The sequence below is a fragment of the Bdellovibrio svalbardensis genome, from assembly GCF_029531655.1.
GTDB lineage: Bacteria > Bdellovibrionota > Bdellovibrionia > Bdellovibrionales > Bdellovibrionaceae > Bdellovibrio > Bdellovibrio svalbardensis.
In genome coordinates this window covers 242,812-265,063 of sequence record NZ_JANRMI010000005.1, presented here as the reverse complement: position 1 = coordinate 265,063, position 22,252 = coordinate 242,812, and the positions used below count along the sequence as shown (strand labels likewise).

The 22,252-nt window shown below is 44.1% G+C and carries 24 protein-coding genes and 1 tRNA gene; 15 read left to right on the top strand and 10 right to left on the bottom strand.

What is annotated here, in order from left to right; translation table 11 throughout:
• Positions 1-145: 145 nt before the first annotated feature.
• On the bottom strand, positions 146-757 hold the full coding sequence (locus tag NWE73_RS16915) for a hypothetical protein (protein WP_277579543.1): 612 nt from the start codon (positions 755-757) through the stop codon (positions 146-148).
• Positions 758-1,045: 288 nt separating this feature from the next.
• Here NWE73_RS16915 and NWE73_RS16910 point away from each other — a divergent pair, with 288 nt between their 5' ends.
• From NWE73_RS16910 to NWE73_RS16900, 3 genes are all read left to right on the top strand, one after another.
• Positions 1,046-2,182 carry an MIDAS family adhesin gene (locus NWE73_RS16910; RefSeq protein WP_277579542.1) on the top strand — a complete coding sequence of 379 codons (1,137 nt, stop codon included), beginning with the start codon at positions 1,046-1,048 and terminating at the stop codon, positions 2,180-2,182.
• Positions 2,183-2,419: 237 nt separating this feature from the next.
• Positions 2,420-3,106: a FliG C-terminal domain-containing protein gene (locus NWE73_RS16905; RefSeq protein ID WP_277579541.1), complete on the top strand. Its 687-nt coding sequence runs from the start codon at positions 2,420-2,422 to the stop codon at positions 3,104-3,106.
• Positions 3,107-3,437: 331 nt separating this feature from the next.
• Complete coding sequence (locus tag NWE73_RS16900) at positions 3,438-5,159, top strand: alpha/beta hydrolase family protein (protein WP_277579540.1); 1,722 nt, start codon at positions 3,438-3,440, stop codon at positions 5,157-5,159.
• Positions 5,160-5,267: 108 nt separating this feature from the next.
• On the opposite strand, the gene NWE73_RS16895 is transcribed toward NWE73_RS16900, so the two are convergent.
• Together NWE73_RS16895 and NWE73_RS16890 are read right to left on the bottom strand one after the other, a co-directional pair.
• The gene (locus tag NWE73_RS16895; protein WP_277579539.1) at positions 5,268-6,329 is read right to left on the bottom strand and encodes an OmpA family protein; all 1,062 of its coding nucleotides are present in this window, start codon (positions 6,327-6,329) and stop codon (positions 5,268-5,270) included.
• Between the two features lie 287 nt (positions 6,330-6,616).
• On the bottom strand, positions 6,617-7,678 hold the full coding sequence (locus NWE73_RS16890; protein WP_277579538.1) for a glycosyltransferase family 4 protein: 1,062 nt from the start codon (positions 7,676-7,678) through the stop codon (positions 6,617-6,619).
• A 187-nt stretch (positions 7,679-7,865) separates the two neighbouring features.
• On the opposite strand from NWE73_RS16890, the gene NWE73_RS16885 reads away from it, so the two are divergent.
• Positions 7,866-8,999, top strand: coding sequence for an acyltransferase family protein (locus tag NWE73_RS16885; RefSeq protein ID WP_277579537.1), 1,134 nt, complete (start codon positions 7,866-7,868; stop codon positions 8,997-8,999).
• A gap of 20 nt (positions 9,000-9,019) precedes the next feature.
• Here the strand turns inward: NWE73_RS16885 and NWE73_RS16880 are convergent, their stop codons facing one another.
• From NWE73_RS16880 to NWE73_RS16870, 3 genes are all read right to left on the bottom strand, one after another.
• Positions 9,020-10,795, bottom strand: a complete 1,776-nt coding sequence (locus NWE73_RS16880; RefSeq protein ID WP_277579536.1) for a hypothetical protein — start codon at positions 10,793-10,795, stop codon at positions 9,020-9,022.
• 81 nt (positions 10,796-10,876) lie between these two features.
• Positions 10,877-12,277, bottom strand: coding sequence for an RCC1 domain-containing protein (locus tag NWE73_RS16875; protein ID WP_277579535.1), 1,401 nt, complete (start codon positions 12,275-12,277; stop codon positions 10,877-10,879).
• A 416-nt stretch (positions 12,278-12,693) separates the two neighbouring features.
• On the bottom strand, positions 12,694-12,888 hold the full coding sequence (locus NWE73_RS16870) for a hypothetical protein (RefSeq protein WP_277579534.1): 195 nt from the start codon (positions 12,886-12,888) through the stop codon (positions 12,694-12,696).
• A 168-nt stretch (positions 12,889-13,056) separates the two neighbouring features.
• On the opposite strand from NWE73_RS16870, the gene NWE73_RS16865 reads away from it, so the two are divergent.
• From NWE73_RS16865 to NWE73_RS16855, 3 genes are all read left to right on the top strand, one after another.
• Positions 13,057-13,458: an RNA polymerase sigma factor sigma-70 region 4 domain-containing protein gene (locus NWE73_RS16865; RefSeq protein ID WP_277579533.1), complete on the top strand. Its 402-nt coding sequence runs from the start codon at positions 13,057-13,059 to the stop codon at positions 13,456-13,458.
• A 274-nt stretch (positions 13,459-13,732) separates the two neighbouring features.
• Complete coding sequence (locus NWE73_RS16860; RefSeq protein WP_277579532.1) at positions 13,733-14,632, top strand: hypothetical protein; 900 nt, start codon at positions 13,733-13,735, stop codon at positions 14,630-14,632.
• A gap of 125 nt (positions 14,633-14,757) precedes the next feature.
• A complete protein-coding gene (locus NWE73_RS16855) occupies positions 14,758-15,447 on the top strand; it encodes a hypothetical protein (protein WP_277579531.1) in 690 nt (229 codons plus the stop codon).
• 163 nt (positions 15,448-15,610) lie between these two features.
• On the opposite strand, the gene NWE73_RS16850 is transcribed toward NWE73_RS16855, so the two are convergent.
• Positions 15,611-15,805, bottom strand: coding sequence for a hypothetical protein (locus NWE73_RS16850; RefSeq protein ID WP_277579530.1), 195 nt, complete (start codon positions 15,803-15,805; stop codon positions 15,611-15,613).
• 66 nt (positions 15,806-15,871) lie between these two features.
• A tRNA-Pro gene (locus tag NWE73_RS16845) sits at positions 15,872-15,948 on the bottom strand.
• Between the two features lie 84 nt (positions 15,949-16,032).
• Between NWE73_RS16845 and NWE73_RS16840 the strand changes: the two genes are divergently transcribed.
• Positions 16,033-16,695 carry a hypothetical protein gene (locus NWE73_RS16840; protein ID WP_277579529.1) on the top strand — a complete coding sequence of 221 codons (663 nt, stop codon included), beginning with the start codon at positions 16,033-16,035 and terminating at the stop codon, positions 16,693-16,695.
• 17 nt (positions 16,696-16,712) lie between these two features.
• Here NWE73_RS16840 and NWE73_RS16835 read toward each other — a convergent pair whose 3' ends face one another.
• Entirely contained in the window at positions 16,713-16,940 is a 228-nt protein-coding gene (locus tag NWE73_RS16835) for a hypothetical protein (protein ID WP_277579528.1), read from the bottom strand.
• Between the two features lie 165 nt (positions 16,941-17,105).
• Between NWE73_RS16835 and NWE73_RS16830 the strand changes: the two genes are divergently transcribed.
• Positions 17,106-17,498 carry a hypothetical protein gene (locus NWE73_RS16830; RefSeq protein WP_277579527.1) on the top strand — a complete coding sequence of 131 codons (393 nt, stop codon included), beginning with the start codon at positions 17,106-17,108 and terminating at the stop codon, positions 17,496-17,498.
• Positions 17,499-17,599: 101 nt separating this feature from the next.
• Here NWE73_RS16830 and rpsR read toward each other — a convergent pair whose 3' ends face one another.
• Positions 17,600-17,869, bottom strand: coding sequence for a 30S ribosomal protein S18 (rpsR, locus tag NWE73_RS16825; protein WP_277579526.1), 270 nt, complete (start codon positions 17,867-17,869; stop codon positions 17,600-17,602).
• A gap of 238 nt (positions 17,870-18,107) precedes the next feature.
• On the opposite strand from rpsR, the gene rpmB reads away from it, so the two are divergent.
• From rpmB to NWE73_RS16795, 6 genes are all read left to right on the top strand, one after another.
• Positions 18,108-18,395, top strand: coding sequence for a 50S ribosomal protein L28 (gene rpmB / locus NWE73_RS16820; protein ID WP_277579525.1), 288 nt, complete (start codon positions 18,108-18,110; stop codon positions 18,393-18,395).
• 11 nt (positions 18,396-18,406) lie between these two features.
• On the top strand, positions 18,407-18,670 hold the full coding sequence (locus NWE73_RS16815; RefSeq protein ID WP_277579524.1) for a KOW motif domain-containing protein: 264 nt from the start codon (positions 18,407-18,409) through the stop codon (positions 18,668-18,670).
• A gap of 143 nt (positions 18,671-18,813) precedes the next feature.
• A complete protein-coding gene (locus NWE73_RS16810; RefSeq protein WP_277579523.1) occupies positions 18,814-19,182 on the top strand; it encodes a hypothetical protein in 369 nt (122 codons plus the stop codon).
• Positions 19,183-19,210: 28 nt separating this feature from the next.
• Positions 19,211-20,053, top strand: coding sequence for a carbon-nitrogen hydrolase family protein (locus NWE73_RS16805; protein ID WP_277579522.1), 843 nt, complete (start codon positions 19,211-19,213; stop codon positions 20,051-20,053).
• A gap of 125 nt (positions 20,054-20,178) precedes the next feature.
• Positions 20,179-20,430, top strand: a complete 252-nt coding sequence (locus tag NWE73_RS16800) for a hypothetical protein (protein WP_277579521.1) — start codon at positions 20,179-20,181, stop codon at positions 20,428-20,430.
• 50 nt (positions 20,431-20,480) lie between these two features.
• Positions 20,481-22,214 (top strand): electron transfer flavoprotein-ubiquinone oxidoreductase, encoded by a 1,734-nt coding sequence (locus NWE73_RS16795; RefSeq protein WP_277579520.1) that lies wholly within the window; start codon positions 20,481-20,483, stop codon positions 22,212-22,214.
• Positions 22,215-22,252 lie beyond the last annotated feature (38 nt).

The following is a 22,252-nucleotide window of genomic DNA, read 5'->3' as shown; positions in this document are numbered from 1 at the left end:
TTTGAACCCGGTCTGGAAACAGATCGGGTTTTTTATTATCCAAATTGTAAACAATAATAAGATTATAACAGTTTGAATTGTTTCAAATCGAACTTGGACAGCCATCTAGAAGACTTTCTTTAGCGCTGTCAGATGATTAACTATTCTACTGACTAGATGTTGCTGGTGGGTTTCTTTTATCTGGTGTTGGCTGAGGCTGTTTGTCCTTGTCTGAGTGACCAGGAGTTTGGGTGTTTGGGGCCTTCGAGTTCTCTTTCTTGGCAGCTTCGTTTTCCTTTACTGGCTTTTCTGCAGAAGCTTGATGATTTAGATCGTTCATTGTGTAAGTGCGACCTATTTCGAAAATTTTGTTTTTGCTTTTAATATCAAAGAGACTTGCTTGCAGGATTATTCCTGGATTGCTTTCGTCTGGAAGATCCATAACCTCAATTTCTAAATAGCTTGTTCCATTTTGTACTCGCTGTATTCCCGGCTTGGCTTTTCCAAGGATAGCCCGGGCCAACTCAGAACCATTTCTATATTCTACAGTTGCGATCGATGACCATTGTTGAGGAAGTTGTTGCGATTGAGCCAAGGTTTTAAAATCATCATCTATCAGTTTTACTAACTGCTCAGCAGGGGTTAGCTGTACGCACGCTGATTCACCTTTTTGCGTGAGTTTCTTTTTAATATTGAGGCCACCTTCATCCTTTAGAGTTAAGAATGCTATGGTTGCTGCTGCAGCGATGATAAAGGCGCCAATGATCTTGTAGAGCATACGTTTAATTCCTCGTTGGTCTCTATTATTGGAAACATTGGGTTGGTGCTCAAAGGCTTTCGTACTTAGGCCCAAAATCGCTCCTTCGGCCTAGGTCTTTAAAAATCGTAAATAGTGGAAATCCTTCGGCTAAATTTGACCAAAGAAGGCCTTTGTCAAAAGAATCGACAGATGTGGCCTCGGAGTTGCCTTCTTGATATTTCCTCAAAATTAAGTGAAATCAACAACTTAGGATATAACGAGAATTCTGGCATCAAGGTTGGATATAAGAGCTTGAGAGAGGTGTCTATGAATGCGCTTACTAGATTTGCTGCTTTGTCCTTTGTTGTAGGACTTTACGTGGGTTGTTCCCCAGTGAAGTTCTCGTTAGACGATAGCAAGTGTAAAGACAGCGGATGTGTCGTTGTAGACGGCAAATATTCATTTAATTACTCGGCGACTGCTGGAGCTGGGAAGGTTGATATTCTGATTGTCGATGACAACTCAGCTTCAATGTCTTTCGAGCAGAAGCGTTTGGCACCTCGATTTGCTAACTTCATTCAGAATCTTGATGCTAGGCATGTCGACTATAGAATTGCGATCACAACGACCGATGTGAGTGGTGGTAAATTTCCGCAAGGTGGTAAGTTGATCTCGTACGGAGATGGCAGTGCTTACCTTGTTCCTGGCAATGCGAATCGAGTTAATCTTTTCAGTGCAGCGATTCAAAGACCTGAAACTTTGGCTTGTGAGAACTTCATCGCAAACTGGTTCCGCAGCAATGGACTTTCTTCACAGGAAAGTGCGGAGTATGCAAATCAATACAGTCAGAACTGCCCATCGGGTGACGAGCGTGGTGTTTATTCTGCGAACTTGGTGGTTCAAAATAATCCTGGCAACTTCATTCGCAACGATGCTCATTTGTCCGTGATCTTCTTGTCTGATGAAGATGAAAGAAGCGGTTTGTATAACAACGGTTCTCCTTTGAATACTTTAGATCAGCCGGCGACCTTGATTAATAATGTGAAGACTTTGTTAGGAAATGAGAAATACAACTCATTGAGCCTTCATTCCATTATCGTAAAAGACTCTGCGTGTTTGAATGTTCAGAACAGTCAAACGTTGGGAAATCCTGCGAACTCTGTGACGACGGGAATGGTTCAAGGAAGTATTGGGTATGTTTATCAAAAGTTCGCTGACAGCTCTTGGGGTGTATCTGCGGATATTTGCTCTGAGAACTACACGGGACAGCTTGGCAACATTCAGACGCGAATTGAGAGTGCGATTAAAGATGTGATGTTGAATTGTGCTAATCCTGAAGAACTTGTGGTGACAGTGTCGGGTGCTCCGGTGTCTCACTACTTGGATGGAAAAGTGTTGAAGTTCAATCAGTATCTTGCCCCAGGTACAAGCGTGAGTTTGTCATACAAGTGCAGTAGCTTGTAATAGGCCACGCACCGAGCGAAATAGAAGCAAGGACCTTGAGGCTTTCGCAATAGAAAGTCTCAGAATGAGGTGCCTTGCTTTTTTCATTTTGGGACGATGATTTTCAATTCTTCTAAAAGTGTGGAACTCTTAAACACTGAAAAGCCGATTATTTTTCAAGCCAATGATTCTTTTTTTATAACCAAAATAGTGTGTCCCCCAGCTTTAGTCTTGGATTACATTACCGATAAAATTGCTATGGGTATGTTAGATCGATATAAGAAAAAAGGTGGATTTTATCAACTGCTTCAATTGCTGGAGACGTCTCCAGTTGCAAAGCGTGAGCAGTTTTTAACTTTAATTGCAGGGGAAAGTCCCATTTGGGAAGAGGCTCTCCGCAAGAAAATTTTAACGATCACTCGTGTATATAGCTGGGACGGGCAATATCTCGTGGAGATTTTTTCTCGCGTCCAACCTATGACTCTGGCTTATGCGCTTCATGGCAGTCCTCCAGAGCAAATTGAAAGTCTTTTGAGTTGTCTGCCGCCAATATCAAAAAGAAAAATTACCGACTTGATGGCTGAAACCAATCCGTCAGCTGCGGAAAAAGGGACTTGCGTCTCGAAGATGGTATCAGAAGTTCGTGGATTTGTTTCTCAAGGTATTATTCGTCTAGAGAAAGTGGATCCTGAGCTTCATATTCCAGAGAACATCGAAGAGCTTCTGAATTCTTCTGTGCATTCTATACCAGTTTACTCGAATGAACCGGCTAAGAAGGACAGTGCTCCTAATATTGTCGGCGAATCTGATGATAATCCGGCAGCTCAGCAAGAGATGGACTTTTTAAAACGTAAGGTCAATCAACTTGCATCTGAGGTGAACGCTTTGAAGCACGAAAATACTGTTTTAAAGGATAAGCTTTCGCAGATTAAAAAGATCGCTTAGAGATCATTATTTATTTTTAGATATATCAAAAAGCCTGTCATTTTGACGGGCTTTTTTTTACCCTTGAAGAGCTTCACACGCGTTCGTGCTTCTCAGTGAAGCAAGATCTACCTAAGTATCTACCATCTAGATTTGCGGTGCTATTTCTCTCTTGGGCTGTTGAGTGTTTCGCTGCGCCTAAGAACAACGGCTTTGTCTTTCTCTCGATTTTTTCTCGTATTTAGGACTGGGAATTCCAAATAAAGTGTCGAGATTCTCGACAAAGTTAAATCTGATTAAACTCGTAAAACCCAACACCGATAAGCCTTTCGTAGTGCGTGTGGGGTAAAAAATGACAGCAATGATGTTCAACTTTGTGTTGAGTGTTCTTTTCATTTCGGTGGCAACTCAGGCTCAGACTGTGAGCTCGAAAAATGATAATCGGGAAGCACAGTTTTTGACGGAGGTCGCTCAAAAAGCGGATCCAGATCAGGCCACGACTCAGAGCTTTTTAGAAGAGATTCCAGATGGGCTTAGCACCAAGGATATCAGCCCAGCTTGTGACCCAAAAATTTTTGAAGACTCTGTCTTGAGCAAAAAGAGATCAAGTGCAGAATACTTTAAGTTAGCTAAAGACTATTTTAAACGCTGTGAGTATGAGCTTTCTGCAAGATCACCCAAGGGTGTTATCGCTCTTTTGAAGTACTCAATGTACAAGTATCCATTTTTACAGCATCCACAAGTTTCTGAGTTTACGATGAAGCTCTCCAACGGAGTTCAGTTGCCAGCAATCATGGCGTTGAAGCAGGATGGTCGTCCTCGTCCGCTTGTTGTAGTAAAGTGCGGAACGTTCTGTTCTGCCTCTGAGTCGCCTTCGATGAAGGCCTATCTTATGAGTTTATTCGATCAAAGCCCATTCAACGTCGTCTTGTTGGCGAGTCAAACAGGCTTGGATTATATGGCCTTGAATCATGTGGTTCAATTGGGTGGGTACTCAGAAGGTTATGAGGCTTTGCTCGCTGGTAAATGGCTCAAGGAACAATGGGCCTACAGAGATCGCATTTCGAGTATGCACTTGATGGGTATCAGTCTTGGGGGGAGTGCTGCGATTTATGGCGCTACCTATAACGATATGTATCCACAAACCGACGGTTCGAAGGTCTTCAGTTCTGTCGCAGCCATTTGCCCTGTGGTGAGCTTAAAACCGACCTTGGAACATCTCTATAGCAGCTTTATCGTGGGTCCTATTTTCGCTAAATTGACGAAAAATCAATTCATGGATGCGCGTGGGGACTTGGCTGACGTTCCGGATCTTTTGGTTGAAGGCCGTATTCCTAAGAAAACAGCAGAAATGGCGGACTTTTTAGGTGAGTTGACATCCACATCTTTGCAACGTCGTGGAATTGCCAGCACTCCGAGTTCTTATTTTAAGTCTAATAACTTCTGGAATTTGCGCACAAAGATTCAAACTCCGATGCTTGTATGGGCTTCGAAGAATGACATCATCGTGAATAATAAAATCAATGCGCGGGTAATAGAGCAAGATGACTACTACGAAAAATCACCGAATGTGGGTGTTTTGAATCTTTCTTATGGAAGTCATTGCGGATTCCACGGAGCCTATGGGCCGTTGGCAGCGTCGACCGTTCTAAGAACATTCGTGATGTCTCACAGTCCTGAATTCTCAGCAAACTATCAGCAAAATACAACGCCTTGGAATTTTGGCTTTAAGAAAATGTATTCTGTAGAGGAGCATGTGGGGCAGTCTTTTGAGTTTGCTTCGAAATCAAGTGATGTGAAGGTTTCCTTTAGAATCTTTAACTGGAGTGGGAAACAATGTCAGGAGCAGGGGCCGTGGGCAGGAAATGGAATGTGCATTACGACCAAGTCCTACACTGTGCCGGTGACTTCGTTAAAACAGTTGGGTGCGCGAGTGCCACGAAATAATATTGAAGCGCAAACCTTGAGTCGCGAATTTAATACGAAAGTTGAATTCCGAACAAAAGATCAAAAGCCATTGAATGGTTCAAGCGCGTCTGAGTTTGTAATGACTTGGAGAACCGCTTTTGAGTGATGACTATCTTGGAAAAGATGGTGCCTCGAGTGATTTCACTATGAAGGAAAAAGAAAACGCGGCTTAGTGGCCGCGTTTTCTTTAGGATGAATGAGTCTTGATGATGACTTATTGGATGCTTGCGAGAGCATTGCGAAGCGCTTCTTCATCTTTAACTCCAACAAATACCAGCTCCGTGCGGCGATCGGCTCTCATTGATCCGCCAGTGGCTTCAGAGGATCCTTTACCGACTGCAGTAACAGGCACATCTTTCAGACCATTTTTTTGCAGAATAGCTTTAACTTGTTCTGCTCTAGCTTGAGAAAGTCTGTCATTTGTTTTTGTGCTACCAGTTGAGTCTGTGTAGCCAACAACTTCAACTCTCTCTAAAAGGTTGCTGTGTTCATTAAGTACTTTGGCTACTTTTGCCAAGTGTTTTTTGTCTGCATTGCTCACTGAGTATTTGCCAGAAGAGAACTGAATCGCACCGGCAGTTGCCAGAGAGCTGTAAGCGACGTCACGAAGAACTGGAGTTGATTCTCGCTCCGTCAGCATTTCTGGTTCAGCTTGTTTTGCCTCAGCAGATTTCGCGGATGCTTTGTAAGCATTTGGATTCCAACCAATTTGGAGATCCACGAGATACATATAGATCTCGTTGCCCGTATTATTTGTTAACGCCATCGCGCGACCACCCACGCGACCTAACCAAGCTGGAGCAAGATTGAATTCTTTAAGAACTTGCAGGCCTACGAATTGCGCGTCCTCTTGTTCAGCTGCGTAGTTGCCACCTTGACCGAACATCTGGTCGGCAACAACGCCTGTTTGCCAGCGATTTTCAGAGCGGTAACGAGCGGCAAGTTCGATCGCCGCATTATTAATGCTTGAGTCTTTGGCTGTGGATTGGCTAAAAGACTGACTGTTGAAGCCATATCCAAATTCCGAAACCCAAGGGCTTTCGAAATAATAAGATCCTAGAAGTTTCACAGTTCCAGGTGTTCCTTCCTGAGCCGAGGTTCCGTTCTCACCGTATCCAGTATAACCCCCACCAGCCCCAATGAATGGAATGAGACCTCGCGGGTTAGTTTCCACAGCTTCTCTAGAGAACTGAAGAGTACTGGAAGTAGCGGATTGGTCTTGAGCCTGCGCCAAGGATCCTACACATAGCAATGAAGCAAGTATGATTTTTTTCATGGGTGTCTCCTTTATAAAATATCATCCTCAGTATCTACTTCATTGTGAGGACGTCAAATTATAGCGGGCTTATAAACTCATTTGTGTACTCATACATAAAAGCATCTTGTTTGATGTCATTGACTGGATCTGGATACATTTCAGGCGAGTAACTTTTTAGACGAGAGTTAGAGAAGAACTGTTGAATCGCGGGGGGAGTGGAGTGATGAAGGTGTATGAAGAATGCAAATGCGTGCGCAGTGATCCTTCTTGAGTAATCTTTCTTGCTGAGAAAGAATTTGATCAGCTTATTTTTCAAGGTCCATTTTCTTATAGTTGATTTGTCTATTGAACTTCTTCTCAATGCGAAGCCGACCCTGCTGTCCCATTTTTTCTCGGAGATGATTGTTTTGAATCAACTCCAGAAGAGCTTTTTTGTAGGCGGATTTTTCCATGAGAGGAGTGAGTACCCCACTGACCTGATCCTCAACCGCGTCTGGGACACCACCATTTTTAAAAGCGATGACGGGCAGTCGCTGTGATTGAGCTTCGAGATAAACAAGTCCAAAGCTTTCATCAATGCCGGGGAATGCAAAAAGGTCGCTGCTGCGGAGAAGTTCCAAAATTTTCTCTTTGCCGAGAGCACCACACAGTTGAACTCTGGATTTAAGCAGAGACTCTGCATAGTGTTTAACCTCTTCAAATGAGGGACCATCTCCGGCAATCTTCAGATTGAAATTTAACTGTTGAGATGCCATTTCTTGTTGAAGTTCAGCGATTGCTTCAATTAAGAACTTCACACCATCGACCTTGCGACCAGGGCGAAGCATGGAGATGCAGGAAATCTGAATGCTTTGTGGTGTTGATGTTTTTTTTCCTGGATCTGTGAAAACACTTAAATTCAATGAGGGTGGTATATAACAAACTCGTGATGCTGGGAGAACCTTGAGCAAGCCTTCGATATCATCGGTTTTGTCGGTATATACACAATTGGCCCGCTGAAGGGACCACTTCGTCAGATAGTATCCAACTTTGAAGCCGGTTAGGCTGCGGGGTTTTTCAGAAAACATTCCTTCGAAGACATAGTATCGTTTTCTAAAAAATGTCGACAGAATCAGACCCAACGGATCCGGTGCTTTGTAGTAAAGATGATAAGTAAAAAAGATATCAGGCTGAAATGTCAGTGCCTTCCAAAATGCTTTTGGGAAACTTCTTAAAAAGCTCCACCATCCGCGTCCTGTTTGAAAAAAGAAGGGCGTCTGAAATTCAGAGAGAATTTCAACCTGATGACCTTGCTCTTGTAAATATTCAAAAAGACCACGGGCTATCTCACGATCACCCGATGCCTCGGGATGATGTATGGATTTCATTGGCGAATAAAACAATATTTTCAAAACTGATGCCCTTCGAAGACTTGTTCGAGTCTTTTCAACAGAGTGGCTGAATAACAAATCAATTTGAAAAAGGGGAGGGAAAATTCCACATGGTTCCGGCTTGAGAAACTTGGAATCTCGAAATTTTTAATGTACACCCTTGCCGTCGAAGAGGATTTTCATAATGCAGAAAAAAATTGTTCCCTTGCCCGCGCTGACTTCGTTGAGATTTTTTGCAGCTCTTGCCATCCTCGCCCTTCACTGTGAGGGTTATTTTGGTATTGCGAAGCCTTTTGTGCGTCAGATCTACAATACGCAACCTGTGAGTTTCTTTTTTGTTCTTTCGGGCTTTATCATGTTCTATTGCTATCCTTACTTTGAGCGGGCTGGAGATGTTCTGCGCTTCTATCGCGCACGTTGGTCACGCATTTGGCCGACACACATTCTTGCATTTATTGTGGCTTTTTTGGCTAGCCACAGACCTGACTCTGACTATTTTATATATGGTAAGTCTGCCCTTGAGTCTGTTGGAATGGCTCTTTCCAACATTCTATTGATTCAAGCATGGATTCCTAAACAGAGTTTCTACAGCTCTTACTATTCTCACTCATGGTCTATCTCCACAGAGTTTTTCTTTTACCTGCTTTTCCCGGTATTTGTTTACGGTTTTGCTCGTCGATGGAAGTTGTGGTTGGGCCTTTCCGTGGGATTGGTTTTGGCGGCCATGATTGCTTCAGGAGTTTTCGAGATTCCTTCCTATCGTTCTGGTTTTGATGGACTGACGACATCGGCTCTTTTTCACGTCAATCCAGTTGTCAGAGTTTTTGAATTTATCCTGGGCATGACCGTAGGACTGGTATTTACGAAGTATCAGACCGAAAATGGCGCTGCTGGGAAAACATTGAAAGGGACATTGTGGGAAGTTGGAGCTTTGATTTTGTTGATCATCAACATGCGAAGTTCGATTTTGCTAGGATGGTCTTTTTCCGGAGTCGCGACAACTGGAGTTGCTGCATGGCTGGTTCACTCAGGTTCATGTTTGGGTGCGGCTTTTTTAATTTATACTTTTGCGAAACACGAAGGTGCGATTTCTCAATTTTTAAGCCGTAAGTTTTTTGTCTTATTGGGCGAAATTTCTTTTACGCTCTATATGATACACGGCCACTATATGATGGCCTTCCGCAAGGGGGATCATCCCTTGGATGTTCTGCCGCTTCCGCTGCAGTTTCCGGCTTATCTGTTTTTGATGATGGTCATGTCGTATGTTTTTTGGAAGTGGTTTGAAGTTCCAGTCAGAAAGCGTTTGCTTCGTAGTTGATTGGAACCCCAAGTCTGCTTCTAAAAGTCCAAACCGACGCCGATAGAAATGAAGAAGGTAGTGAGGGTGACGCTCGCACCGTCAGAGGATCTGTCAAATGAGTTTTTCTTCACTCCGAGGCCTCCTTCCCAGAAGAATCCCGGGGAAGACATCATTTTAATATTCGCATTGAGAGCATAGTTTTGCCCTAAAGAATATTGACTATCCAAACTTGAAAAATAATTTACGAGATCCAGACTGAACCATTTTGGGTGATTGAGAAATGATATGCCATTAAGCCAACTGTCAATGGATCGTGGCATGGAACGGGCCCAAAACAGTCCCGCCCCCATCATAGGCGCCGTCAATTCTCCAATGGTTAGATTGTCATAGGCAGCAAAAGCTCCCACTGTTTCGTCTCGGCCCCAAAGGCCTGGAGAGAAGCGATAACGCAAGTCCGCTTCAAGCGATTGTAGCCTTACTTTTCCCGCAGTGTTCGTCGGAAGATCTGTCATCGAGGCAAAATACCGAGTCGTGAGACCCCAACGCTGTTTTGATAAATAGTAATTTTGAGATCCAAGGACATCATTAAACCACCAAGCGAAATGACCCTCGCCAAGCAGGGCATAGCTGCCTTCCGTGGTAAGAACTTCAGTTAGACGAAGGCTGGCTTCGCGTGGAGCCCCTCGATAGGGTTCCAAATAAGCCTTATGCGGAATTTTGTCGGCTGGAATATCCAGAGTGACCGTATTGTTTGAGAATTTCCTTTCTGCAGGGAATTCCCATTTTTTGAGCTCACCGAGAGAGTTTGCATAGGTGACTTCGTCTTTGTCTGAGTAAGTATCTATGAGGGCACGCGAAGACACATAGATGCGGTCTTGCGGTTGTGGGGGATTTTGAATTTCTAAAGCATGCGTAAATAATCCCCCCTGAACTCCCGGCATATCCAAAGTAGGCTCTTTACCAGAGAGTTCGACCTGCCATAAGCGCGGAGGCTCCGCAATGGTTCTTTCAAATCCGAGAAGACGGGTCGTTTTTCCATATTCAATCTGAGGAAGCTCTTGAGCTGACTCAGCCAGAGGTTTTAGTCCTCCTCCCGTCAGCATAACAGAGCCGGGTTTTTCTGTCGCAATCATGTCTTTGACTTCAAGAGGTGCGGGCGTTGAGACGAATTCATAGGTGGCATCGTTTGCAAGTCGAGCAAAAAAATGAACGGGCTTGCCGATTTCAACATCTTCAAAGCCGTGCCCTTTTTTTTGCTCACTTTGAATGATCACCTGAGGTGTTACGGTTGTTGGAACCAGAAGTAACTTGCGACTGGCGTCGGCGGTTTCAATGCCATACCACTGTGAACAAAGACTGACATGTCCTTGGTCCTTTTCGGAGCGCAGACAGAAACGAAAGCGTTCATGGTCCTTCCAGCGAGGCGCTTTCGAGTCGTTCCAATCTTTGAATTGCAAACTGCCGTTTTCGGAAGTTTTTATTTTCCATAACTCTTCACCAAATTTATTGATGATGCTGATTTCACCGCCAGCGATAAGAACTTTATTCCATTTTAAATTCAATTCATTGTTTTCTAAGCGAGCGGTGAAGGAATCGCCGTCAATTGTCTGAGAGCCCAAGACCAGCTTTTGTCCTTTGGAGCTATCCAAATTGTATGACAGGCCAAATTTTTTAATTTTTAATTCGTTCTCGAGAGTCTGAAAGAAAATCGGACGATTGAATTCCGGTGGTCTTTCAGATTTGAGCGGAGAAGTGTCGTCAGCACGAACGCTTAATGCGAATATATTCAATGCTAAAATTATTAGAAGATTCATAGCAGAGTTCATCACTTTCATGTTTTATTTTCCGGAACGTAGCAGGTTCAACATGTTAAGGAGGGCGATCGATCTCGAAGATCAATCGCCAACGTTGATGGAGTTAAGGGCGGCCATATCGCCAGCAAATTTGCCTTTTGCAGTCGTGCTGTCGTATCCCAATTGTCCAGAGGAGTTATTGCCCCAACATTTTGCTTCATTGTTGTCCAGAAGCGCACAGCTGAAGTCATAACCGATAGAAATATTTTTTGCAGATCGTCCTGAACCCAAGTTGATAGAGGTTAGAGAAGTCATCGTTCCCGCAGAGCTACCTCTTTCAGTGGTGTCGTCGTAGCCTAGTTGTCCAGAAGAGTTATCACCCCAACACTTCACGGCATCATTATCAAGGATAGCGCAAGTGTGAGTGCCACCGGATTGAATTTCTTTGGCTGTTCTTCCTGCGCCTAAAAAGACTGTCGTAAGCGCTGCCATGTCGCCAGAGGCTCCACCGCGCCAGTTATAGTCTTCATAACCGGTCTCACCGTAATAGCTGGCGCCCCAGCATTTTACAGCGCCTGTATCTAAGATCGCACAGGTGTGGGTCTCGTTGATGGAGATCGCCTTGGCTGTTCTGCCAGCTCCGAGGTTCACAGTGCCGAGCGCTGCCATCTGGCCTGGAGTATCTCCGCGGTTTATATAGTGATCATAGCCGAGATGACCCTCACCATTGAATCCCCAGCATTTGACCTGATCGTTATCAAGAATCGCGCAAGTTGAGATTCCACCAGCGGCAATCATTTTTGCAGTTCGACCAGCTCCTAAGTTGACGGTCCCTAATGCCGCCATTTCGCCGGCACCATCACCAATACCGCTGTCGGCACTGTCATTTCCGAGTTGGCCATCGCCACCATTTCCCCAGCACTTAACTGCGTTGGTATCTAAGATGACACACACGTGAGAGTTTCCCGCAGAAATTGCTTTCGCAGTTCTTCCGGCACCAATGTTGACGGTTGCTAGCGAAGCCATGCTTCCCGCAGTGTGTCCGCGTGATGCAAAGTCGTCATAGCCCAGTTGCCCGTTCCAGTTTCTGCCCCAGCACTTCACAGCGCCCGTATCAAGAATAGCGCAGGTAAATGCGCCTCCGAGAGCGATCGCCTGAGCAGTTCGCCCAGCGCCAAGATTGACGTTCGCTAAAGCAGCCATGTCGCCGGCGGTTTTGCCTCGATCGACGGTGTCGTCATAGCCCAGCTGACCAGCTGAGTTTGAACCCCAACACTTCACAGCGCCGGAGTTGAGAATTGCGCAGGTGTGACCGGAGCCCGTGGCAATCTTTTGTAGACTTTTGCTCACGACAGGGGCCGTTGGCGTCGGAGTCAAGGAGGCCAGCTCAATCGGGACCTTGTAATCCACTGAAACCTGGCAGGCCGTCAAAAGGGAAACCGTTGAAGTGAATAATAAAAAACTGGCGTTGAAGGCAAAGATGGAGTTGCAGGTACGTCTCATGAAGTCTCCGAAGTTAATCTGTATGTGACTTCTTTTCGGAAATGCTCTGAGACTTCTTGAGTTTTCTTAGCTATCTTTCGCTCCCGTCTTTATTTGGGGCGATTCGGTCTGCTAAGGAAGGTTGGAACTTATTCACAAATTTTAATGGGGAGATCTCACTCTTGGAAGAAAGACCCTTTTTTTAAAGACGGCGATGGGTGTGAGTAGCTGCATCCAAAAAAGAGACAGCCTGAAGCTATCTCAGCCATTTTTCAATGGTGTTTTTACATGTGCCAGAGGGTAGATAGTGTTGGCAAACCCTAATACACGATTGGGGGCTTGGTCGCAGCGCGGGCTTTATGAAAAGTTTGGATTTAAGGACTTAGCGATTCCTGGATTGGAATTGCGGTTTTGATATTCATGTCGAGCTGAAGATGCTATTTGTTCTGCTTAAAGATCTCATCGATATTTGCATGAAGTTTCGAAGTCAGGCTCTCCATCAGAACCTTCGTGAAGTCTTCTAGGGTGTCGGCCGATTCAAAAGATTCTTCAAGCAACTCAGCCTCAGCTGTCAATTGTTTAGAAGTGTCTGTCTTCAGAGATTCATTTTTTGGATCTTGTGAATGAGACATAAAATTACTCCTGAAACGATAAAAGCCTTTTGAAGTTCTTCAAAAGGCTTTTATTAAATTCATTAAAATGGTCGCCAATGCTTAAGTCTAAACGCACGCGTCCAACCTCATGAGATCATTCATAAAAAATTTAATCAAAGAAGCGATATTTCGGTAGAAGTCTGCAAATTGTTTGAAAAGGGTCTCTCTTTGCGAGACATCGGTAAAGAACTCAACATATCAAAAACAAAAGTCAGAAGTCGTCTGATCAAAGCTGGAGTTCTTTTAAGACCGAAAGATCCAACCCCAGAAGAAGTCACTCGATGGAGAATCTGGAAAACGAAAGCTCCTCCGCCATTTGGGTTCTGTTACTTTCAAGGGAAGCAGGTAAAGAACCCGGTTGAGTATGATGTATTACTTAAAATCCATCGCCAATGGAAAGAGGGGCGTGATGCCAATGAAATCACTCATTACCTCAATGCGAAGAGGCTTAAGCCTCGAAAGGCCAAGGTTTGGCATAATAAGGCTGTAAAGAAGATCCTGGAGCGTTTTGAATCTAAGAAGATTGCCATTGAGGGGAAGGAGTTATGAACTTTTCGAATCTGATCTTCTGGGCGGTGACCGTTATTACGGGGTTGCTTGGTGCGTATAAGATTGGAGCCATTCAGAGGATGGTTTGGCGGGCGCAGGCGAAGGTTATTTACGAATCCAGAACTGCTACTTGGGGAACGCCGAAAATGCTGAAAGAGTAGGAGGATCCATAAGTCAGTGCGAATATAGACGAATTAAGGTTTATTGAGATTAAATTGATTTACAAGCTGGTCGCATATTTATAAGGTTCTCTCTTCATCTTTAAGGGGGAAGCTTGAAAAAGCATTTTTCTGTAAAGTCCATTGTTGGCCTTTCACTATTGGTCGCCGCAGCAATCGTAACATCAGTGACGATTCACGAATTTTTACACTTTGCTGTCGCACGCCTACTTGATGTTCCTGCAAACTTTTTAAATTTAACAGCTGTCGGTATCCCGAATGTCGATGTAAATAAATTTCCAAGCCACCACCTTTTATTCATGAATGGTGTAGCTCCCATTTTCAGCATGCTAGTTTTGGGCGCTTTGGGATTTCTGTATTGCATTCGCAAAGCACCTCAACAGCAAGGGCGCCTTTATTATTTTGTTGCGTGGATAACGGCGCTCAACGTTCCATATCTAGGTTTGCAAATGATTCTTAGTTCCACTCGTGTAAAATTTAATGGAACTGGCAATGACTTTGCTGCGGTCTTGGGCTATTTCGATATTTCTATGAATACTCGAATTGCTTTGAGCGTTTTGGGTTATATTGTATTTTTGTGCCTACTGATTCCTCTGAAGAAATTCATTTTTCATTCTCAGGATACAATCACCACTGTGCCTGAGAGATCGATTTTTAAACGAATCTCAGGAGCGTCTTTTCTGTTAATAGGCTTTTTTTCTGTCTGCATTGGAAATTGGTTACTATCGGATGGAAACTCTTTAGGCATGTTGTTACTTATATTTGGGACCCTTGGCTCAATATCGATTGCTTTTGTATTTTTAATTCCATGGCGACATGAAAAAGTATTAAGTGTTTCTGCAAAGTGGCTCTTGCCGGGTATTATTGGTTCGCTTCTTTTGTTACCCATCGGCATCATCGATGGAAACGATTATGCAATATTCTGGTTGGTCGTAGCGCCAATAGCATTAGGGACGGTCTACTTTTCTTCAAGAGTTCCTACTGTTGTCAGTTAATCCCTTGTTTCTAATACAAAGCCTGCTCGTTAAGACAGGCTTTTTTGCAATTAGGGGGCTTAGAAGCATTCCTTTCTAGATCAACATCCTGTTGATCTAGAAAGTGTTCGTCCGATAAAACAAAAATGGGCTTTAAACAAACTTTCTTACTGGTCTTAAGTCTTCTCACGCTAACAAGTACCTCATGCGTTAGCGGTGCTTCTCGAGTCTACCGTTGTGTAAGCTCCGTGAATAGTTGTCAGGGAGCCTTTTTAGATAGTACTCCCACAGAACCATCAGTCCGAGGTTTTCAAAAAATTGAGGATGTTGAGGACTGGAAAAATAATGTCGAACTTTGGGGTGTTCCGGATGGCGCGACTAAGATGGTTTACATTGGACGACTTTCGGCTGAACCCAATCGGGATAGCCATGATGTTGCCATTCCCGGAGATGTTATGATTGGATACATTGAGGTTGAGTCGAAATTTCGGGAACGTGGAGCACAAGACGCGATGTTCGCATATTTTCTCTCCAAAAATCCAACGGTTAAAAAAATAGCTACGGGACTTACGGAGACAAATGCAGCAATTTTTCGGAGTGCGTTGATAGAACGCTTAAAGGAAGTGGATCGTGATTTTAATGGTAACATTGAAGCCAAGTTAAAAAGTCTTCCGCAACATGAGGTGGACTCCCTCTTAAAGTGGGCTTATGACAAAACGCCCGCCGCAAAAAGTCGCTATAAGTTTAAATTTGAGCTATGCAAGGGGCCTGGATCAGTTAACATTGAAAACTACGACACCAGAAGTTTTACTGTATGGGTTACCACTTGCCGATAGCTTTGAAGCGGTTAGATTTCGAATATATGGCGAGATGGCAACTCGCTATCTGATGCAGTTAAAGCCTGTATAGATAACCCACTAGTGATCGATACAAAGTTTTTATCAAAACGCACTGACTTCAGTGCGTTTTTTTATTGAACTTATTCCAAGAGAAAACGACCTATTTATTCTGCTTAAAGATCTCATCAATATTCGCATGAAGTTTCGAAGTCAGGCTCTCCATCAGAACCTTCGTGAAATCCTCAAGGGTGTCAGCTGACTCAAAAGATTCTTCAAGCATCTCGGCCTCAGCTGTCAGTTGTTCAGGAGTGTCTGTTGTCAGAGATTCATTTTTCGGATCTTGTGAGTGAGACATAATTACTCCTGAAACGAAAAAAGCCTTTTGAAGAACTTCAAAAGGCTTTTATTAAATTCATTAAAATGGTCGGGGCGATAGGATTCGAACCTACGACCCTCTGGTCCCAAACCAGATGCGCTACCAGACTGCGCTACGCCCCGACGAGAGCAGGAAGTTAATAATTATAGCGGCTTTTGTCAAACTACTAGATTCTAACGCAGAACATAAGTATCCTTTTTTACATCATGGAAAAACTGATCGAATCACTTCCGAAGCCAATCCTCGCCTTACTTGCCATTTTGATAGGCATTGGCGTTTTTATGATGATCAATCCTCCGCATACAGTTTGTGATACGCAAGAGGAAGCAATGCGTGAAGCCCAGAAGGGCAATTTGTTTCCGACGGAAGTTAAGAAGAATAAGATCCCACCCACTATCGGAAGAGCTAAAGAAGCTTGTCAAATTGGCAACAGCGCAGGCTCTTGTTACGAATATTTTTCTTCTTTGAAGGAAATTGCTAACGAAGTAGGCAAAGGTTCGAGCGAGTGCACGGCACAGCTCTATGGAGTGAAGGAAGTTTCATCAGCCTTAAATGATGGAATTGAATTGATGGCCCGTTTGGCCTGGGGAGTGAAGCCTCCTGAGCCGGGGTTTGAACGTTTCGGCTGGATGCAGGAGGCTGAAATTGCGGTTTTCTGTCGTCTGAAGAGCACCTATATTCGTGCGAATGGTGAGGAAGCTTGGAATGCTCTTCGTTTGAAGATTTTCAGCAAACTTCCAGGTGAGGAGCTGCCTCCGCCAACGGATCCTGCCGTGGCGGTTGTTGAACCCAAGAAGGCCACGGCAGTTATGTCGGAGCTGGATATTTTTAATCGCAGCATTTTCTCAGTTCGTTGTGAAACCTATTAGTTATACTGATTGTTGATCTACAAAGAAGCGAGCTCCAGGGATTTCCAAGTGAAGCCTTGCTTCTTTCTTTTGAGCCTTCCGGAGAGCGCAAAATTTTTGTCGATTTTATTTTGAATCAAGTAGCTCAGTGATGATTTGTTGAGGGAAGCTTGATCATTGATCGGTTGAAGTGACCATTCGCAGGGGTTCAAGCCAAATTTTTGAAGTTCAGCGTAAAGTTGAATTTGCAGCATTTCGTGTTTCATAATTTTTCCTGTTTGCGCTCTGGCAGATCCAGAGATTGTGTTGGTTGTCCCATGACCCACTGTGCAAGGCAGGAGCCGGATTGAAATCTCGTCAGATCTTATAGAAGGGGAGCTGATGCGCTCCTTGTCTTGAGTTGTCCCCAATGCTGGTCTAATTTCTTAGACATGAGACGAAATGCTTTTCTTGGATATTTAGTGGCTCAACTTATCGTGATCTTCGCGGTGATGTTTTTGTTTAAATTCATCGCAGACCGTCAAGTGGCTGCGACGATTGCTGGAGTCCTCTTTGTGGGCCTTCCCATGCTTTTAATGGCCTTTGAATACCGCAGAGCGGATACAGAAGAGGTTGTTTGGTATGTAGGGGTTATGCAGTTTTGGACGCTGTTTGCACTGCCGATATTGGGGCTGAGAGTCTTTAATTGGGGAGTGCCCTTTGATCAGTTGGCCTTCTTGGGGATTCCAGGGCCCGTTCTGCATCAATGGTCTAGTAAAAGCTACATGGTGATGATGGTTTTGACCGCCTGGACGTGGTGGAAGCTTTCCAGAAAAAAGGTCTAGGTAGTTTTTGAGAAATTAAGGGCGTTAAACGAAAAAAAGCCGGTCAATGACCGGCTTTTTCTTTAGCTTTCCCCAGGAAATCCTATTCAGTTCAGATCTTCTTAGATCTCGAAAGGAACTGGAGAAATAGCTTCTGCTCTGCTGAAAGTGTCGTAAGCGTCAGTACCAGAAGGTAGCAAAGCTAGGTTACGAGCTTTCTTAACTGCAGCTGCAACACGTTTTTGTTGAGCAACTGATAGCTTAGAGATTCTAGAAGGAGTGATTTTGCCACCATCGCCGATAAAACGAGTCAAAGATGCTGGATCTTTGTAATCGAATACGTGGTCGCCTGAGAATTCTTGTCTGTATTTGCTACGAGTAGTTTTTTTCATTCTATCCTCTTTTTGATTTCCTAATGGTTAGCGAGTTATTGTGTGTACAAGAAAAAAAGGTTGCCATCAAGTGTCTTTTTACTTTATATGGTTGTTTCTTGTTTGCGGCGTCCATATTGATTTTGAGGCTTAGGTAATGCCTAAGGCTTTAAAGACGGGTCACCCAGACTTGTGTCCAGAACCGGAAGGTTCGCCGTAGATATAGACATATAAGACGAAGAAGCCAGAGGAGCTTAGAATGAGCAAATGTGAAATTACTGGAAAAGGCCCTGTTGTTAAAAACTTGGTGTCTCACTCCAACATTAAAACTAAATCAACAGCTCAACCAAATGTTCAAAAGAAACGCATATTTAGCCGTGCTTTGAACTCTATGGTTAGATTGTCAATTGCAACTAGCGCACTTCGCGATATGGAGCATATTGGTGGTTTTGACGCTTTCATCCTTAATGCGGATGATTCAAAGCTTTCTAAAAGAGCTTTGGCTGTTAAAACTAGAATCAAAAAGAAAATCAGCACTAAGAAGTAAGAGGCTTTCACATGAAATTGAAAATCAAAAAGGGCGCAACAGTCCAAGTTATTACTGGCTCTGATAAAGGCAAAAAAGGCACTGTTTTGGCTGTAGATGCTGCAAACATGAAAGTCTTGGTTCAAGGTGTGAAAGTTCAAACACACTACGATAAAAAAGACGGTCTTTTGAAAAAAGAAGGCTTCATCGACTATTCAAATGTGAAATTGGTTGAAGCTGCTGCATCTAAAGACAAAAAGACTTCTAAAAAAGCAACCAAACAAAAGTCCGCGTAGGCAATATCTTCCTAAGATAAAGTCTAAATTTGGTCTCGAGTTTGATCTCTTCGTTTTAGTCTCAAATATTGCTGTTTAAAATCAAAGTGAGGTTTATGCACTTGCATAGACCCCAACTTGACGAGTCTAACTAAATAGTTAGCGTGAGACTCAAAGGAGCAGCTTTGAAAAGAGACCAAATCTCTGTAGATAAAAGTATAAAAGCACTGAGCGCAGCAGCGTTGTCAGTGCTTTTTTTTTCGTCCTTAGCATCCGCTGAAATCGGTGAGGCACTCGTCCTCTGTAAACACAATAAATCTGTAAGAACTCTGCGTATCGAAACCTTGTCAGACCAGCGCTGCAAGGCGGTCTATACTAAAAGTGGTGTTGATCAAACGATTGGTTCTAGTCAGAATCATAATTCGTGTGAAGAGTTTGTTGCGGGTGTCAGAAAAACTCTTGAGGATGCAAAATGGAATTGTCGCGAAGTTAAAGAAGCTCGCACGTCCATGATAGCTCCTGAAGCGGAGTAATCTGCACTCTGATTTAACAGGAGTTTTTATGAGTTCAGAGTTGGTGGTTGCGGCAGCGCAAATGACTTCAATCGATGATGTCGATGCCAACCTGATGCAGATTGAAGCCTTGTTGGAAGATATCTTTAAATCTCAAAAACCCGAAGACAAAGTCAGACTTGTAGGGTTCCCCGAAAATTGTTTGTACATGAGAGTTGTTGAGGGAGAGAGCATCCAAGGATTCACTCTGTCTCACTACGCATTTGCTCGTCTGTCTGAGCAGGCCAAAAAATACGACACCTATATTCACTTGGGCTCTGTGCCTATGTATGTCGAAGGGCATCTTTACAACTCTTCGGTATTGATCTCGCCACAAGGTGAGGTGACTCCGACCTATCAGAAGATGCATTTGTTCGATATTCAACTGGAAGGGCAAAAGCCGATCCGTGAGTCTGATGTATTTCGTCATGGGCAGAAGCCAAATATTATCGAGGTGGATGGCTGGCGAATTGGTGAAGCGATTTGCTATGACATTCGTTTCGCAGAGTTGTTTTCGCAATATGCTCGCAAAGAAGTGGACTTGATTTTAGTGCCAGCAGCGTTCCTTGTTAAAACGGGGGAGGCTCACTGGGAGGTCTTATTGCGTGCTCGCGCTATTGAGAGTCAGTCTTATTTGCTGGCTAGCGCTCAGGGTGGGATTCATCAAAGTGTTAAGAGTGGGGTGCGGGAAACTCACGGTCACTCTCTTATTGTGGATCCTTGGGGGACTATTGTCGGGCAGGTCGCAAAAAGAGCGGTTGGCTTCACTGTAGCTAAGCTTTCGCGGGAGCGTATTGACAGCGTTCGTCGCCAGATTCCGATGAAGTTTCATCGCCGTCTTCCAGTTGCTTAAAAGCTAAAATTTCTGCACTATTTCAATGACACATTCTCATTTGGTTTTTATATTCCCAGCGGGAATTATTGGGATAAGCCCAGCGGGAATTATCTGAATAGTTCCTAGCGGGTTTTGGAGAATTTATGATTCGAATTTTCTTAGTTATGCTTGTGCTATCTTTTACAGGATTTGCGGCCATTGCAGCAGACGAGGTTCTAGCGGGGAGTCAATACGACGAAGCGAAGGAAGCGGAAATTGCCAAGGCGGCCAAGAAGCGTGAATACCCGGGTGGACGTGACGAGGGCGATTTGAAAGTTCAAAGTCAAATCTCAACCCCGGCAAGAAAGCTCGCCCCACAGGCTGAAGTTAAAAACGAAGAGCCTGCTGAAGAGTAATTAGTTTAAAAAGTTTAATAGAAAAAGTTAGTTAGTAGGAGAACCACTCAATGTCTTATGATCAACTTCCTGAAGGTGTGACTCGTGAAACGATGGACGTCGATGTCCTTATCGTGGGCGGTGGGTCCGCTGGTCTGTCTTGTGCCCTGCATTTGCAAAATCAAATTTCAAAACATAACGAAGATGTCGCTTCTGGTAAAAAACAAGGTGAACAGATTCCTGAGCAAATGATTGTGGTGCTTGAAAAAGCTTCTGAAGTGGGTGCACACAGTTTGTCCGGTGCGGTTCTTAATCCGACAGCATTGCGTGAGTTGATTCCTAACTTCAAAGAAGAAGGGGCTCCTCTTGATACTGAAGTGAAAAAAGATGCAGTTTACTATTTGGGATCTGATTTCTCTTTCAAGCTTCCGGTGACGCCTCCTCCGTTTCATAACGAAGGAAACTACATTACTTCTATCAGCAAATTGAATCGCTGGTTGGCGACTAAATGTGAAGAGAAGGGGATTAACATCTTCCCTGGTTTTGCTGCTGTTGAAGCCTTGTATGAAGGAAATAAAATTGTCGGTGTTCGCACGGGCGATAAAGGTCGTGATAAGAACGGCAACCCAAAAGCAAACTTTGAGCCTGGTTTGATCCTAAAATCAAAAGTTACTATTTTTGCTGAAGGAACTCGTGGTTCTTTGTTCAAGAAAGTTTCTGAGAAATTGAATCTTCGCGCTGGCAAAAACAAAGAGGTTTTTGAAGAAGGCGTGAAAGAGATCATTCAGATGCCTCATGGTACGGTGGAAGCTGGTCAAGTGATCCATACAATGGGTTTCCCGCTTTCTAAATCTATCGGTGGTACTTTCATTTACACAATCCCGGGCGATAAAATCATCTTGGGCCTTGTGGCTTACCTCGATACAGAGGATCCTCTTTTGGATCCACACCGTGAATTGCAAAAATTGAAAACTCATCCGTTCCTTAAGAATATGCTCAAAGGCGGTAAAGTGATCGCTTATGGCGGTAAGACTTTGCCTGCAGGTGGCTGGTATTCTATGCCGAAACTTTACGGCGATGGTTTCATGGTCTGTGGTGACTCTGCCAGCATGGTGGACGTGCAAAAGCTTAAAGGTATTCATCTAGCGATGAAGTCCGGTATGCAGGCGGCTGACACTGTCATGGAAGGTTTGACCAAAGGGGCGGAGTTCACTGAAGAAATCACGAAGGGCTACGAAACCCGTATCCATGGCAGCTATGTGAAGAACGAACTTTACAAGGTTCGTAACTTCCATCAGGCGTTGAGCAAGGGTATCGTTGCTTCTATGCCTATGTTGGCTCTTCAAGAGATGACTGGGGGGCGTGGCCTTCAAGATCCAATGCCAATCGCTCACGGGGACGCTGAGACGACGGAGAAGGTTGTCGACGTATGGGGGCCTAATGGCTTTGACGAGCAATTGAGCTCGCTTCCTAAGCCGGACGGGCAGCTCTTCTTTGATAAGCTTTCCAGCGTCTATTTGACAGGCACTATGCATGACGAGGATTCTCCGAACCATTTGATCCTGAAGGATGGGGATATCTGCCGTAGCGTATGTGAGCCTAATTACAAATCACCGTGTAATCACTTCTGCCCGGCCTCTGTATACGAAATGGTACCGTCTACAAAAGAGCCAGGTAAGAAAGACCTACAAATCAACTATACGAACTGTATTCACTGTAAGACTTGTGATATTAAGTGCCCATTCGAAAATATTGAATGGACAGTCCCTGAAGGGGGCGGTGGTCCTCAATATCGCGAAGTATAGGAAGCCCTGCGCTTGGGATGGGGCTTTCTTCAACAAGA

What these genes read in the sequence shown, in the direction of transcription:
- NWE73_RS16915 (WP_277579543.1), bottom strand. Translation starts at nt 757, where the DNA reads ATGCTCTACAAGATCATTGGCGCCTTTATCATCGCTGCAGCAGCAACC.
- NWE73_RS16910 (WP_277579542.1), top strand. Translation starts at nt 1,046, where the DNA reads ATGAATGCGCTTACTAGATTTGCTGCTTTGTCCTTTGTTGTAGGACTT.
- NWE73_RS16905 (WP_277579541.1), top strand. Translation starts at nt 2,420, where the DNA reads ATGGGTATGTTAGATCGATATAAGAAAAAAGGTGGATTTTATCAACTG.
- NWE73_RS16900 (WP_277579540.1), top strand. Translation starts at nt 3,438, where the DNA reads ATGACAGCAATGATGTTCAACTTTGTGTTGAGTGTTCTTTTCATTTCG.
- NWE73_RS16895 (WP_277579539.1), bottom strand. Translation starts at nt 6,329, where the DNA reads ATGAAAAAAATCATACTTGCTTCATTGCTATGTGTAGGATCCTTGGCG.
- NWE73_RS16890 (WP_277579538.1), bottom strand. Translation starts at nt 7,678, where the DNA reads ATGAAATCCATACATCATCCCGAGGCATCGGGTGATCGTGAGATAGCC.
- NWE73_RS16885 (WP_277579537.1), top strand. Translation starts at nt 7,866, where the DNA reads ATGCAGAAAAAAATTGTTCCCTTGCCCGCGCTGACTTCGTTGAGATTT.
- NWE73_RS16880 (WP_277579536.1), bottom strand. Translation starts at nt 10,795, where the DNA reads ATGAATCTTCTAATAATTTTAGCATTGAATATATTCGCATTAAGCGTT.
- NWE73_RS16875 (WP_277579535.1), bottom strand. Translation starts at nt 12,277, where the DNA reads ATGAGACGTACCTGCAACTCCATCTTTGCCTTCAACGCCAGTTTTTTA.
- NWE73_RS16870 (WP_277579534.1), bottom strand. Translation starts at nt 12,888, where the DNA reads ATGTCTCATTCACAAGATCCAAAAAATGAATCTCTGAAGACAGACACT.
- NWE73_RS16855 (WP_277579531.1), top strand. Translation starts at nt 14,758, where the DNA reads ATGGGCTTTAAACAAACTTTCTTACTGGTCTTAAGTCTTCTCACGCTA.
- NWE73_RS16850 (WP_277579530.1), bottom strand. Translation starts at nt 15,805, where the DNA reads ATGTCTCACTCACAAGATCCGAAAAATGAATCTCTGACAACAGACACT.
- NWE73_RS16840 (WP_277579529.1), top strand. Translation starts at nt 16,033, where the DNA reads ATGGAAAAACTGATCGAATCACTTCCGAAGCCAATCCTCGCCTTACTT.
- NWE73_RS16835 (WP_277579528.1), bottom strand. Translation starts at nt 16,940, where the DNA reads ATGAAACACGAAATGCTGCAAATTCAACTTTACGCTGAACTTCAAAAA.
- NWE73_RS16830 (WP_277579527.1), top strand. Translation starts at nt 17,106, where the DNA reads ATGAGACGAAATGCTTTTCTTGGATATTTAGTGGCTCAACTTATCGTG.
- rpsR (WP_277579526.1), bottom strand. Translation starts at nt 17,869, where the DNA reads ATGAAAAAAACTACTCGTAGCAAATACAGACAAGAATTCTCAGGCGAC.
- rpmB (WP_277579525.1), top strand. Translation starts at nt 18,108, where the DNA reads ATGAGCAAATGTGAAATTACTGGAAAAGGCCCTGTTGTTAAAAACTTG.
- NWE73_RS16815 (WP_277579524.1), top strand. Translation starts at nt 18,407, where the DNA reads ATGAAATTGAAAATCAAAAAGGGCGCAACAGTCCAAGTTATTACTGGC.
- NWE73_RS16805 (WP_277579522.1), top strand. Translation starts at nt 19,211, where the DNA reads ATGAGTTCAGAGTTGGTGGTTGCGGCAGCGCAAATGACTTCAATCGAT.
- NWE73_RS16800 (WP_277579521.1), top strand. Translation starts at nt 20,179, where the DNA reads ATGATTCGAATTTTCTTAGTTATGCTTGTGCTATCTTTTACAGGATTT.
- NWE73_RS16795 (WP_277579520.1), top strand. Translation starts at nt 20,481, where the DNA reads ATGTCTTATGATCAACTTCCTGAAGGTGTGACTCGTGAAACGATGGAC.